The organism is Mycoplana sp. ABR4_002 (assembly GCF_056159645.1).
The window spans coordinates 1,139,450-1,152,265 of the sequence record NZ_JBSWVO010000001.1 but is presented as its reverse complement, the minus strand read 5'-3'; the positions used below and the strand labels follow the sequence as shown (position 1 = coordinate 1,152,265).

At 67.8% G+C, this 12,816-nt stretch carries 15 protein-coding genes; 2 read left to right on the top strand and 13 right to left on the bottom strand.

The features are described from left to right. Window positions 1-9 precede the first annotated feature (9 nt). The 3 genes from ACXAGF_RS05520 to ACXAGF_RS05510 all read right to left on the bottom strand — a co-directional run bounded on the left by ACXAGF_RS05520 (window position 10) and on the right by ACXAGF_RS05510 (window position 2,832). Entirely contained in the window at window positions 10-378 is a 369-nt protein-coding gene (locus tag ACXAGF_RS05520; RefSeq protein WP_475015102.1) for a DUF1491 family protein, read from the bottom strand. A 92-nt stretch (window positions 379-470) separates the two neighbouring features. After that, the gene (locus ACXAGF_RS05515; RefSeq protein WP_475015100.1) at window positions 471-1,325 is read right to left on the bottom strand and encodes a peptidoglycan-binding domain-containing protein; all 855 of its coding nucleotides are present in this window, start codon (window positions 1,323-1,325) and stop codon (window positions 471-473) included. After that, the gene (locus tag ACXAGF_RS05510; RefSeq protein WP_475015098.1) at window positions 1,297-2,832 is read right to left on the bottom strand and encodes a sensor histidine kinase; all 1,536 of its coding nucleotides are present in this window, start codon (window positions 2,830-2,832) and stop codon (window positions 1,297-1,299) included. Before ACXAGF_RS05510 ends, ACXAGF_RS05515 begins: the two co-directional genes overlap by 29 nt. Window positions 2,833-3,367: 535 nt before the next feature. Here ACXAGF_RS05510 and ACXAGF_RS05505 point away from each other — a divergent pair. Both ACXAGF_RS05505 and ACXAGF_RS05500 read left to right on the top strand, forming a co-directional pair. Then, window positions 3,368-3,784, top strand: a complete 417-nt coding sequence (locus ACXAGF_RS05505; RefSeq protein ID WP_475015096.1) for a DUF5330 domain-containing protein — start codon at window positions 3,368-3,370, stop codon at window positions 3,782-3,784. 158 nt (window positions 3,785-3,942) lie between these two features. After that, entirely contained in the window at window positions 3,943-4,362 is a 420-nt protein-coding gene (locus tag ACXAGF_RS05500) for a SufE family protein (protein ID WP_475015095.1), read from the top strand. A 65-nt stretch (window positions 4,363-4,427) separates the two neighbouring features. On the opposite strand, the gene ACXAGF_RS05495 is transcribed toward ACXAGF_RS05500, so the two are convergent. From ACXAGF_RS05495 to ACXAGF_RS05450, 10 genes are all read right to left on the bottom strand, one after another. Next, a complete protein-coding gene (locus ACXAGF_RS05495; protein WP_475015093.1) occupies window positions 4,428-5,261 on the bottom strand; it encodes a DUF6456 domain-containing protein in 834 nt (277 codons plus the stop codon). Then, window positions 5,254-5,727, bottom strand: coding sequence for a helix-turn-helix domain-containing protein (locus tag ACXAGF_RS05490; RefSeq protein ID WP_475015091.1), 474 nt, complete (start codon window positions 5,725-5,727; stop codon window positions 5,254-5,256). The genes ACXAGF_RS05495 and ACXAGF_RS05490 overlap by 8 nt, the downstream gene beginning before the upstream one ends. Window positions 5,728-5,958: 231 nt before the next feature. After that, complete coding sequence (locus ACXAGF_RS05485; RefSeq protein ID WP_475015090.1) at window positions 5,959-6,396, bottom strand: Ros/MucR family transcriptional regulator; 438 nt, start codon at window positions 6,394-6,396, stop codon at window positions 5,959-5,961. Between the two features lie 428 nt (window positions 6,397-6,824). Beyond that, on the bottom strand, window positions 6,825-7,163 hold the full coding sequence (mnhG, locus tag ACXAGF_RS05480) for a monovalent cation/H(+) antiporter subunit G (RefSeq protein WP_475015088.1): 339 nt from the start codon (window positions 7,161-7,163) through the stop codon (window positions 6,825-6,827). Further along, on the bottom strand, window positions 7,163-7,540 hold the full coding sequence (locus ACXAGF_RS05475; RefSeq protein ID WP_475015087.1) for a cation:proton antiporter: 378 nt from the start codon (window positions 7,538-7,540) through the stop codon (window positions 7,163-7,165). The genes mnhG and ACXAGF_RS05475 overlap by 1 nt, the downstream gene beginning before the upstream one ends. Then, on the bottom strand, window positions 7,540-8,010 hold the full coding sequence (locus tag ACXAGF_RS05470; RefSeq protein WP_475019216.1) for a Na+/H+ antiporter subunit E: 471 nt from the start codon (window positions 8,008-8,010) through the stop codon (window positions 7,540-7,542). The genes ACXAGF_RS05475 and ACXAGF_RS05470 overlap by 1 nt, the downstream gene beginning before the upstream one ends. A 2-nt stretch (window positions 8,011-8,012) precedes the next feature. Next, window positions 8,013-9,572, bottom strand: coding sequence for a Na+/H+ antiporter subunit D (locus ACXAGF_RS05465; RefSeq protein WP_475015085.1), 1,560 nt, complete (start codon window positions 9,570-9,572; stop codon window positions 8,013-8,015). An 8-nt stretch (window positions 9,573-9,580) separates the two neighbouring features. Then, window positions 9,581-9,958: a Na+/H+ antiporter subunit C gene (locus ACXAGF_RS05460; RefSeq protein ID WP_475015084.1), complete on the bottom strand. Its 378-nt coding sequence runs from the start codon at window positions 9,956-9,958 to the stop codon at window positions 9,581-9,583. Further along, window positions 9,958-10,374 (bottom strand): Na(+)/H(+) antiporter subunit B, encoded by a 417-nt coding sequence (locus ACXAGF_RS05455; protein WP_475015082.1) that lies wholly within the window; start codon window positions 10,372-10,374, stop codon window positions 9,958-9,960. The genes ACXAGF_RS05460 and ACXAGF_RS05455 overlap by 1 nt, the downstream gene beginning before the upstream one ends. After that, the gene (locus ACXAGF_RS05450; protein WP_475015080.1) at window positions 10,371-12,719 is read right to left on the bottom strand and encodes a putative monovalent cation/H+ antiporter subunit A; all 2,349 of its coding nucleotides are present in this window, start codon (window positions 12,717-12,719) and stop codon (window positions 10,371-10,373) included. The genes ACXAGF_RS05455 and ACXAGF_RS05450 overlap by 4 nt, the downstream gene beginning before the upstream one ends. Window positions 12,720-12,816 lie beyond the last annotated feature (97 nt).

The window sequence follows — 12,816 nt, the reverse complement described above, 5'->3', positions numbered from 1 at the left end:
GCCAGCCGGTCAGCGGCGAAACAGCGGGTCGTCCCGCCCTGCCTGTCCCAGCTCGATGAGATCGCCGATCTCCTCGGTCTCGAGCGCCACGATCCAGAGGTCGGGGTCGAAGCGGACCTCGCGCACCAGCGCGTCGGAGACGGTCTCCCGCGGCTGTCGCTCGAGGCGCAGCTCGAACAGGCGCCGGACGCCGTCGTCCGCATCGAACAGGCTCTGCGGCGCCGGCGCATAGAGCGTTTCGGTGCCGTCGCGAAAGGACTGGCGCACGAAGATGGCGCCACCGTCGCCCGCCCCCTTGCGCTCGATCGCGGCGAAGTCGCCGCGGGCAAAGACGTTGCGAACGAGGGCAGAGGCGTAGATTTCGGATTTCAGGCGCATCAGGCTGCATACCCACAGCGGCGCCGGCGTGCAACCGTCAGCACCAGGACGGGCGCGCCGATGCCAGCCGAACGGTCCGGGACGGCCGGGCGTCAGAGCGCGCCGATTTCCTTCAGCTTGTTGAGCACCAGCGCATTCGGCTCGCCGGTGGTCGGCAGGCGGTAGTGCTTCTCGAAGGCGCGGATGGCCTGGCGGGTCTTCTCGCCGGCGACGCCGTCGACGGCGATGTCGGCATAGGCGATGTTGCTCAGGCCCTTCTGGATCTTCATCACCAATGCGCTGGACACGGACGGCCCGGATGCCGGGGCCGGTGCAGCCTCGGCCTCGGCGGCGCGGATGGCGGCTGCGATCGGGTCCTCGGCGGCCTCGATCGCGCGCGCGTCCGGCATCGGCCGCTCGGTCGGCAGCACCGCCACCTGCGCGGCGACGCCGCCATAGACGGCAGCCAGCAGCTCGGCGCTGGGCGCGCCGCTGACCGCAAGGCCGTGCTCCTGCTGGAAGCGGCGAATCGCCTCCGCCGTCGCCTCCCCCAGCAGCCCGTCCGGATCGCCGGCGTAGTAGCCCTGCCGCGCCAGTTCGGCCTGCAGATCGTGCACCAGATCCGAACGCGACGCTTCCGCGGCCTCCCCTTCACCCTCGCGCTCGATGCGGAAGGTGGTCACGTCGCCGGGCGGCTTGCGCAGCGCCGCGAAGCCAAGCGTGTTCTGGGCCGAGCGGGTCTTCAGGATCGGCGAGGGATGGTGGCCGGGCTGGTACCAGAGCGCGTTGGCGGCGATGAAGGAAAAGACGACACCGAAAGCCGCGCAGCCGCCGACGACCGACGGATGGCGCGCGGCCAGGGCACCGAGCGCCAGAAGCGAACGCTGGACAAGGCCGGGCTCGCTGGCCCGGCGCTTGCGGCTGTGGCCGCCGTCCCGCTCAGGCTGTCTTCGCGCGCGCGCCGTCATGGCTCCTGTCCTTGTTGCTGTCCGGGAGAACGCTCTCCGCCGCCCCCGCCGGTATGGCATTGTTACGGTCGCCGGGGAACAGGCGCGGCGGGAATTCCCCGACCAAGCTCGCGCCGCGCGCCTCGGTCGGGTCCGCCGCGACCAGACCGTCGGCCGGGATGGTGACCGTGACCTGCGTGCCTTCGCCGGCGCGGCTGCGGATGGCGAAGGTGCCGCCATGCAGGCCGACGAGGCCCTTGACCAGGGACAGGCCGAGGCCGGTTCCCTCGTAGCGCCGGGTATAGTGGCTCTGCACCTGGATGAAGGGCTGGCCGATCAGGTCCAACTGCTCGGCCGGGATGCCGATGCCGGTATCGCTGACACTGAGCACGAGCGAGCGGCCGCTGCGAGTGGCGTCGATGGTGACAATGCCGCCCCGGTCGGTGAACTTGACGGCGTTGCCGACGAGATTGATCAGGATCTGCTGCAGCGCACGCTGGTCGGCGACGACCTCGCCAAGCTCGCGCGACACGCGGCTCGCCAGCTGCACGCCCTTCTGCCTTGCCTGCAGCGCCAGCATCTGTTCGCAGGTGCGCACGCTCTCGCAGACCGAGAACGGTTCGAGCAGAAGCTCGTAGCGGCCGGCCTCGATCTTGCTGACGTCGAGCATGGTGTTGACCACCGACAGCAGGTGGCCGCCGGACTGGTGGATCAGGGCGACGTACTCACGCTGACGGTCGTTCTCCAGCTTGCCGAAGTATTCGCCCGCGAGCACGTCGGAAAAGCCGAGGATCGCGTTCAGCGGCGTACGCAGCTCGTGGCTGACGGCGGCGAGGAAGCGCGTCTTGGCATCGTTTGCGGATTCGGCCTCGGCCGCCTTGCGGGCGCCGACGTCGCGCAGCTCGGCCTCGACCGAGATGTCGCGCGACTGGGCCAGGATCGATGCCAGCAGGCCGTCGGCGTCCCGGACCGCGGTCAGGTCGGTGCGCACGTGCAGGAACTGCTCGCCTGGCCCGGCCTCGCGGCGCTGCTCGAGCCGCAGGTCGACGCTGGCACGGCTTTCGCCCTGGCGCAGGCGGTCGATCGCCTGCAGGAAGCCAAGGCGGTCGGACACGTGTATCTGGTCGATGAAGCCGCGGCCGGCGGGGCTGCGCATGGCGGCCAGGATCGTGTCGCGGTCGCGGCCGTAGACGGCGGTGACGTGGCCGCGCGGGTCGTGAACGGTGACGAGACCGGCAAACAGGTCGTAGCTGGCGCCGGCGTCGGCCGCAGAGGCGGTGCGGTCAGCGGGCGGGCCGCCGCGGCCGCGATGGCGGGCAAGCGCGGCCGCCGAAGCGGTCGCCAGCAGGCCGCCGGCGGCGGCAAGGGCGGCACCGGCCGGCAGGGCCGCGGACACGGGCATGACGGTGGACAGGGCGAGCGGCAGCGCCGGCACGGCCAGAAGGGACGAGATGAAGATCGCGCGCAGGGCGGTGGACGCGCGCGCATCGCCGGACGGGCAGGCCTCACCCGTGACAGCAGCCGCCATGGCCGCCATTCTGTCAGCGATGTCATTCAGGAGACGCACGCAATACCCTGCCGTCTGTCGTTCTTTTGTCTGCCGCCAGAATCGCACCGCCGGCTTAGAAAAGGATAAACGCAGGCCGGCGGATCGGGGCCGAAAAGCCCGAAAACGGCTGTTTCAAAGCGGTACAGCCGGCATTTGATTTTCGTGGTTAATAGGGGGTAAGCATCTAGAAATGCGGCATTTTTCGGTTGACGTTAACCTCTGGGACGGAGCCTCCGGGCGGCGATGGCCGGATCGCGGGCCGGTTGGCCGGCGGCGCGCCGCCACGATGCTTAACGACGGTCGCTAAAATTTGTCACAAATGCCGCGCCGGGGGCGATCGTTCAAATCTTATGCAAATTTGAGGAAAATCCGAGCGTTTCTTGCAATGGGCCATTTTCCGGCGTTGGCTATCGTCGCAGCAATGACAAGCCAGCAGCGGTCGTCATGACCGCGGTGGCACAGGTGGCAGCGGCCCGACAGAACGCCGCGCCCGAAACGCAGGATGGGCAAGGCAATGTGGTTTCTGATCAAGGGAGCGTTCTGGTTCTCGCTGGTGCTGGTGCTGCTGCCGCTGTTCGACAACGACGCCACCGAGAAGCTGCAGAACGGCCCGGCCGTCGAGCTCGACGATACCTTTACTGCCGCAAGCGAAGCGTTCGGCTATCTTTCCGCCATCTGCCTGGAGAAGCCGGAGGTTTGCGAAAAGGGCGCCGAGACCTTCGTGGCGCTCGGCCACCGCGCCCGCGAGGGCGCGCGCGTCGCCTACAAGCTGCTCGATTCGCAGTTCGCCGACCCGACCGAAGCGCCGGCGAGCGCCGAGGCGGCCCTGGCCCAGCCGCTGCCGGCGCCGGTCGATGCCGCGGCAGAGGCCGACGCGGTCGTCACCGGCACGGTCGCCATTCCCGCGCGTCGGCCTGACCCGGCGCGCTAGCACCTTTCGACTGCCTGCCTTGTTGCCCGAAGCAACCGCCGCGAGGACCGCCCATGCCGCGCGGCGTTCTTTTTTGCTTTCTCGCCGAACGCGCCGACATGGTTCAAATCGCGCCGCTTGTGCATTATATGTCCGACAGCACAATGATCGGACCGGAAATGACAGAGCTTGCGCAGATCATCGATGACTTCGCCTTTCTCGACGAGTGGGAGGACCGCTACCGCTATGTCATCGAGCTGGGAAAGGCCCTGCCGGACCTGAGCGAGGACAAGCGCACCAGCGAGAACAAGGTGCAGGGCTGCGCCAGCCAGGTGTGGCTCGTCACCCATTCCGACGGCGGCGCGGACCCGGTGCTGACCTTCGAGGGCGATTCGGACGCGCACATCGTGCGCGGGCTGGTGGCGATCGTGCTGGCCGTCTACTCCGGCAAGCGCGCCTCGGAAATTGCACGCACCGACGCGCTCGAGGTGTTCAGCAAGATCGGCCTCGTCGAGCACCTGTCCGCGCAGCGGGCCAACGGCCTGCGCTCGATGGTGCGCCGCATGCGCGAAGAGGCGACCGTCCGCGTCGCCGCCTGATCCCGAGATGTGCCAGGCGGTGGCCCGACGCCGCCAGACGTCGCTGACCGCAAAGACCCTGCCCGCTAGCGCGGACCGCGTTCGTCGCCGCGCAGCAGCGCCGCCAGTTCGGGACGGTAGCCCTCCGCGCCCCAGGCATGCTGCCGCCTGGCGGCGACCGGCGGCGGATCATAGTGGCGCGCGAGCGCCATCAGCGCCGCGCGCAACATCAGCTTGGCCGAGCGCACCGGCCACTGGCGCTCGCGTTCCACCGTCTCCAGCCCCTTCATGAAGCAACAGACATCGAGCGCGACGCCGGACAGTTCCGGTCCCATCGCCTCGATCGCCCGCCGCAGGCGCTGGCGCGCGGCGATCGCCGTGTCGGAAATCTCGCGCCCCTGGCCAGCCTCGCCCACCGTGCGTCCGGAGAGCCGCGGCTGCCAGACCATGGTCAGCCGCGGCTGCAGGCCGGCCCGGCAGAAATCGCGCGCGAGCCGCTCGCCCGCGGCCATCGCCGTCTCGGCAAGGAAGGGCGATCCCGCCTTGTCCTTCAATCGCGCCAGCGTCGACAGCGGCGATTCAAGCCGGTTGACGCTGACCGGCTGGCGCCCCGGACCGATATCGACCGTCCGCTGCGCAAGGTCGCGATGCTGGTCACGAAAGGCGTCGGCCCCGGACAGCAGCCGACGCAGGTAGGCGCGGGTCTCGCCAGAGCTGCGCAGCGTGTCGCCGGCCCTGACGGCGAGCCCGAGCCGGACGGCGTCCGCCACCACGGCGGCGGCGACGCTGGCCTCCCGACCCGCCCGAGTGCGCAGCCTGACCGGGTTCTCGCCCGCCACCGCCACCTCACCGCCGGCGGCTGCGAGGAAGCGCAGCAGGACGGCAAGCGCCCGCCTGCCGGCCGCATCGGGCTCATTCATGCTCGATCACTCCCGCCGTGCCGAACACCGAAAGGGTGATCCGCTCGACCGTGCCGACGAAGTCGTCGAAGGCCCTGTCGTCACGGCGATCCTCGACCACGTTGCAGGCATGGCCGACCGTGGTGCGGTCGCGACCGAAGGCCGCGCCGATGTCGGCCAGCGAAATCTGCAGGCCAACGTGGCAGACATACATGGCGATCTGACGGACGTGGGTCGCCGACCGGCGGCTGCTTCGCCCGCGCGCCGGCTGGCCCGCCAGCAGCAACAATTCGGCCACCAGCTGGCGCACGACGCGGCAGACCGAACGCGGGCTGGCCTCCGAGCGGTGGAACAGGCCCGCACCGCCGAAGACCACGGCCTGCAACCGTGCGCGACGGGCGGCCAAACGGGACGAGCGGTGGCGACGGCCGCCCGACGGCGGCGCAGGCGTGGCGAGGGGGGTGGGCAGGGGCTGGGCATCGGGCATGAGGTGAACTCCGTTAATAGGAATTTATTCATACACCCTATGCAACAGACGGGGATAAATGAAGCGCCAACCACCGCTCTCCCCTTGAAATCGTGAGGGCTTTGTAAACGCGCATCCCCAATTGTAGGCTTTTTTTCCTTATTCGGAACAAAAAAAGACCGGATCGCTCCGCGACCCGGTCCGAATGACGATCGAATGCCGGCCCGGCCGCCGGCGCAAGGCCCGCGCGTGCTATCGCTTGCCCTTGCGGCGCTGGCCGAGCCCCATTTCCTTTGCCAGTCGCGAGCGCGCCTCGGCATAGGCCGGCGCGACCATCGGATAGTCCGGCGGCAGATCCCACTTTTCCCGGTATTCCTCCGGGCTCATGCCGTAGTGGGTCATCAGGTGACGCTTCAGCGACTTGAACTTCTGTCCGTCCTCAAGGCAGATGATGTAGTCGTTCTGCACCGACTTGCGGATCGGCACCGGCGGCTTCGGCTTTTCCGCCTGGGCCGGCGCTTCGACCGCCGCCGGCGGCTGCGAGGTGTTGTTGAGCGCGGCATGCACGTCGGCGATCAGGGTCGGGAGATCCGAAACGGGCACGACGTGATTGCTGACATAGGCGGCAACGATGTCGGCTGTCAGTTCTACCAACAGATTCGAGCCGATGCCGTCGGAATTCTCGGTCATTTTCTTCTCCTGTGCGGCGAACCGCCCCTCGCGCATGGCGCGGGCGGAACCATTCTGCGAACTGCCGTAAAGCTAATCTTGTCGTGGCCGGCTAAACCTGTCCCCATCCGACAAAGGAAGGCCCCTCGGGAACAGATTTCATAGTGCGCCAATAATACTTCCGTGTCCGGAGCGCCCCTCGCCCCTCCAAATCTTGGCCACAACGACGCCCCAAAAAGAGCATGTCGCAAAGATCGCAACTTAGACTGGAGATCAACGCACTAGCAATATCAACATCGAAGCTTTACTTAATTTGAAATAACATCGTTTTTTAGAAAGTCCAATAATATTTTGGCGATCACGATGTGAAACTTGTACATCCCCCATTTGGGGGAGAACCCGCAAAAAAACCGGCCCCAGCGCAAATTCATTACGCGGCGAGGCGGCGCTCAGTTCTTGCCGTGATCGCGCAGATCGTCGCAAACCGTGCGGCGCGACAGCCGGTAGCCGGCCTGATGGGCCGCCTTGGCGACGAGGTGGGCCGCCACCGGCGCCGTCAGGATGAAGAAGACGAACCCGGCAAAGGCGCGCGCGAAGGTGGCAAAGTCGCCGCCATGGACCCCGGCGGCGATCAGCATCAGCCCGGAGCCGACGGTTCCGGCCTTGGAGGCTGCGTGCATGCGGGTGTAGACGTCGGGCAGACGCACGACGCCGACCGCCGCGAGCAGGCTGAACAGCCCACCGGCCACCAGCATGATCGCCACGAATATCGCAACCGGCATCTCCATCAGCGTGCCCTCCCCTTCCGCTTCGGCCGCCGCCCGCGCGGCTGCCCCCGCCCCGCCCTGCCGGCGGCGGGCGCCACCATCGGGTCGGATTCGTCCTCCGGCATGCCCTGGGTCAGGACGAACCGGGCAAAGGCGACGGTGGTGAGAAAGCCGACGAGGCCGAGCGAGATCGCAATGTCGACATAGAGGGTGAAGCCGGTCTTGATCGCCACCACCGCGAGGAAGCCGATCGCGATCGCGACCAGCATGTCGAGCGCAACGATCCGGTCCGGCAGTGTCGGCCCGCGGATCACCCGATAGGCGGTGAGGAAGAAGGCGACGCACATGAAGAACAGCGCGACGGCAGAGGCGGCAATGACGATGGCCTGGGGTGTCATCAGCGGAGGGCCTCCAGGATCTTGCGCTCGAAGCCGTCGGCGATGTCGCGCCGCAGCGCGACCGGATCGGAGCAGTCGAGCGCGTGGACGTAGAGATAGCGCCGGTCGTCGGAGACATCGACCGACAGCGTGCCCGGCGTCAGCGTGATCAGGTTTGCCAGCAGCGTGATCTCGATGTCACGGTCCACGGTCAGCGGAAAGGCGAAGATGCCGGGCTTGAGGTCCATCTTCGGGCGGGCGACCATCAGCGCGACGCGCGAGGCCGACAGCGCCAGTTCCCTGATGAAGAGGACGGCGAGCGACAGCAGCTTCAACGGCCGGAACGCGGTGCGGCTGCCGCTGAAGTCGCGCCGGATGAGCCAGAGCGCGAACAGCCCGAGCAGGAAGCCGAGGATGAGGTTGTGCGGCGCCAGACTGCCGGTGACGGCCGCCCAGACGGCGGCGAACAGAACTGCGGGCAGGATCAGCATCGTCATCGGCCTCCTTGCGGGAAGACGGAGTCAACATAGGCCGACGGCTCCGACAGCAGGCTCGCCGCCGCCTGGATCTGCGACAGCAGCGGATCGGGGAAGAGCCCGACCAGCACCGACGCCAGCGTCAGCACGCCCAGCGGCAGCAGCGCGCTCGTCCGCAGCCGCGGGTCGGCAACCTCCGAGGCCTCTTCGGCGGGGCGCCAGTAGGCAAGCGCCCACACCCGGCCGACGGCGATCATGGTCAGAAAGCCGGTGAGGAAGACGGTGCCGGCCAGCCACCAGGCGCCGATGTCGATCGCCGCCTTCGCCACCATCACCTTCGGCCAGAAGCCGGAGAACGGCGGCATGCCGGCGACGGCGAGGAACAGCACCAGCGACAGCGCCGAGAAGAGCGCGGCGCGGCCGTAGATGCCGCCGGCCTGGTGCAGATCGAAGGTGCCCGACAGCCGCCCGGCGACGCCGGCGGCCATGTACAGAGCGGTCATGACCAGCATCGAGTGAAGCGCGTAGAAGAGCGCGCCGCCGATGCCGCCGGGCCCGCCGACGGCGACGCCGGCCAGCATCACGCCGATGCCGGAGATGACGAGATAGCCGAGCAGCCGGCGGATGTCGCTCTGGCCGATGGCGCCGAGCGCGCCGAGCACCATGGTAGCCGCCGCCACCGCCGCCAGCACGAAGCTCAGCGCCTCGCCCTCCACCGGGAACAGCATCGTCATGACGCGCACCAGCGCATAGACGCCGACCTTGGTCAGTAACCCGGCGAACAGCGCAGAGACGACGATGCGCGGGGTGTGATAGGAGGCCGGCAGCCAGAAATTGACCGGAAAGGCGGCGGCCTTCATCGCGAAGGCGAGCACGAACAGGCTGCCCAGCGTCATCAACGGCAGGTCGGCGCGGCGGGCGGCCGCCTTGACGGCGATGTCGGCCATGTTGAGCGTGCCGAACAGTCCGTAAAGATAGCCGACGGCGATCAGAAACAGCGTCGTGGCGACCAGGTTGAGGAAGGCGTATTTCACCGCGCCGTCGATCTGCCGGCTCTCCGAGCCCAGCACCAGCAGGCCGAAGGAGGAGATCAGCAGCACCTCGAACCAGACGTAGAGGTTGAAGATGTCGCCGGTCAGGAATGCCCCGGTGACACCGGCCAGCAGCAGCAGCAGGAACGGATAGAAGCCGTAGCGGCGGCCGGACGCGTCGATGCCCTCGGTCGCGTAGATCCCGCCGGCGAGCGCGATGATCGACGCGAACAGCGCAAACAGCGCGCCGGTCAGATCGACGGTGAAGGCGATGCCGAAGGGCGGCAGCCAGCGGCCCATGACCATGGTGACCGGGCCGCGCTCGATCACGTGACGCAGCAGCATCCCGTCGAGCAGGAGCAGGACCACCAGCGCGGCGATGGCGAGATAGGGCTGGATGGCCTGGTTCTTGCGCAGCATCAGCAGGACGGCGCCGCTGAGCAGGCACCACGCCACCGGCGTGATGACGAGCCAGTCGGCGAGCGGCACCGGCGCAAGCACCATTGCCTTGGAAAGATCGATCGCGGGACCTGCTGCGGTGGCCATCAGGAGTCCTAATATCCGGTCGGGGGCGCGGCGTCAGCCTTGGGCTCGGCCACGCGCATTTCATTGGCATTGTCCGTCCGCAGGTCCTGGAAGGCGCGGTAGGACAGCACCAGCAGGAAGGCGAAGAACGAGAACGAGATGACGATCGCGGTCAGAATCAGCGCCTGCGGCAGCGGGTTGGCGGTCGCCAGAAGTTGCCGGTCGGCGCCATCGGCGATGATCGGCGGCACCTCGCGCACGATCCGCCCGGAGGTGAAGATCAACAGGTTCACCGCATTGCCGAGCAGCGCCACGCCGAGCAGGATGCGCACCAGGAACTTCGACAGCATCAGGTAGACGGAGGCGGCGAAGAACACGCCGATCAGGATCGACAGCAGCGCTTCCATCAGATGTCCTCCCGCTCCAGCGCCAGCGCGATCGAGGTGATCGCGCCGACCACGACGAGATAGACGCCGATGTCGAACAGCATCACCGTCGACAGCGGCACCTCGACGCCGAACAGCGTCGGATAGACCCACAGCCCAGTCATGAACGGCACCGCGGCGAACATCGAGATGAAACCGGCGACGCAGGCCAGCATCAGCCCGATGGCCGAGATCGTCATCGGATGGAACCACAGCGCGTGGCGCACCGGCTCGATACCGCGGGCAATGCCGTAGATCGCCATGCCGGAGGCGGCAATCAGCCCGCCGATGAAGCCGCCGCCCGGCTCGTTGTGGCCGCGCAGCAGCACGAACACCGAGAACAGCAGCATCAGGGCGGTCAGAAACGGCGCGAGCGTGCGGAAAATGACGGTGTTCATCGGCGCTTCTCCCCGGCCGCCACGCGCGGCGTCTTGCGGATGCGGATCAGGGACAGGATCGCAAGCCCGGTGGTCATGACGACGGCTATCTCGCCGAGCGTGTCGACGCCACGGAAATCAACAATGATCACGTTGACGACATTGGCGCCGTGCGCGATCGCCTTCGAATAGAGATTGAAGAAGTCGGTCAGCACCGGATCGAAGCGGCCCTGGGTGACGCGCAGCAGATAAAGCGAGAAGCCGAGGCCGCAGGCAATGGCGATCGTCGCGTCGGGAAGCTTCTGGGACAGCGGCCGGGCATCACGCGGCTGCAGCCGCAGCCGGGTCATCACCAGCGCCAGGATCACGACCGACAACGTCTCGACCATGAACTGGGTGAACGACAGGTCGGGCGCGCCGAACAGCAGGAACAGCAGGGCCACCGCGAAGCCCTGGATGCCGAGGGCGAGGATGGAGTTCAGCCGGTTCTTCGCCGTCAGCACCCCGCCGACGCCGACGACCGCCAGCGCCATCACCGCCAGTTCGTGGAACTGCGCATCCGCCGGCCAGATCGGCAGCCGCGGCCACTCGTCGAACCAGGCCAGCGGGACCAGCAGCGCCAGCGCAACGACGACGAAGGTCGTCGTCAGGTAGGCTTCCATCAAACCCGGCTGCAGCAGCCGCGACAGCCGGTGAGCGAAGCCGACGAGCCCGCCCATGAACTGGTCGAAGCCACGGTCCGGCCCCCAGCCGATGTCCTCGATCAGCCGACCGGCGATGGTGCGGGCGCGGTCGACGCCGCGCAGCAGGGCAAGGCCGACCAGGATCGTCACGCCAGACAGCAGCATGGCGACCCCGAGATGCGGCATGGCGGTGACCGTCACCGTCTCAGGCCTGCCGGCAATCGCGGTCGCGAGCGGCGAGGACAGCAGCGGGTGGAGGGAGGAGGAGAACAGCCCGGCGCCGAGGCCGCAGAGCGCCAGCACGACCGGACCGAGCCACAGCAGCGGCGGTCCCTCGTGCGCCGTCTTCGGCGTCGCCACCGTCTCGCCCAGGAACGGCCTGAGGGCGATAGCGAAGGCGACGGCAAACATCAGCGCGTTGCCGATCACCGCCGCGAGCGTGAAGGCGACCGCCTTGAGGCTGCCGCCGGCGAGCGCGACATAGACCTCCTCCTTGGCGAGGAAGCCGAAGAACGGCGGCAGGCCGCCCATCGACAGCGCCGCCAGAAGCGCCGCGGCATAGGTCAGCGGCATCGCGCGGGCAAGCCCGCCCAGCCGGGTTATGTGGCGCGTGCCGGTCTCGTGGTCGATGATGCCGGCGACCATGAAGAGCGCGCCCTTGAACAGCGAATGCGCAACCAGATACAGCGCCGCGGCGGCGGCCGCGTGCTCGGAACCGTAGCCGGTCAGCATCACCAGCAGGCCCAGCGAGGCGACGGTGGTATAGGCGAGCATCAGCTTCAGGTCGGTCTCGCGGATCGCCAGCACGGCGCCCACCAGCAGCGTCAGGCCGCCGAAGGCCGGCAGGATCGTCTCCCACGGCGCCGTCCCGCCAAGCACCGGGTTGAGGCGCATCAGCAGATAGACGCCGGCCTTCACCATGGTGGCGGAGTGCAGGTAGGCGGAGACCGGCGTCGGCGCCTCCATCGCGTTCGGCAGCCAGAAGTGGAACGGGAACTGCGCCGACTTGGTGAAGGCCCCGCCCAGCACCAGCACCAGGATCGCGATGTAGAACGGGCTGGCGCGCACCTCCTCGCCGAAGGACAGCAGCAGCGACAGCTGCGTGATGCCGGTAACGTTCCAGATCACCAGCAGGCCGGCCAGCAGGAACAGGCCGCCGCCGCCGGTGACGACCAGCGCCTGCAGCGCCGCGCGGCGCGAGGCCTCGCGCGCATGGTCGAAGCCGATCAGCAGGAAGGAGGTGATCGAGGTCAGCTCCCAGAACACGAACAGCATCAGGAAGCTGTCGGAGGCCACCAGCCCGAGCATGGCGCCCATGAACATCAGGATGAACGAGAAGAAGCGGCCCAGGTGCGGGTGCCCCTTCAGATAGCCGCCGGAATAGAGCACGATCAGCGTGCCGATGCCGGAAATCAGCAGCAGGAAGGTGAGCGAGAGCCCGTCGATGAGCCAAGAAAAGCTGACATTGTAGGATGGCACCCAGGCGTAGCCGCCGGTGACGACCTCGCCGCCAGCGACCTCGGGCAGGAAGCGGGCGAAATGCAGCAGGATCGCGGCCGGAAACAGCGCCAGCAGCCAGGCGGCGCGATGACCGAGGAAGCGGGTGAGAACGGGGGCGACAAGGGCACCCAAAAACGGCAGACAGAAGGCGACGAATGTCATGGCCATTGTGTCTGTTTGCATGCCCCCTCCTCGTCATGGCGTCCCGCCGCCCGCGCGCCCGGCCGGACGCAGAAGACAGCAGCGACAGCTCTGATCCGCGTATCGCCCGATTTGAAAT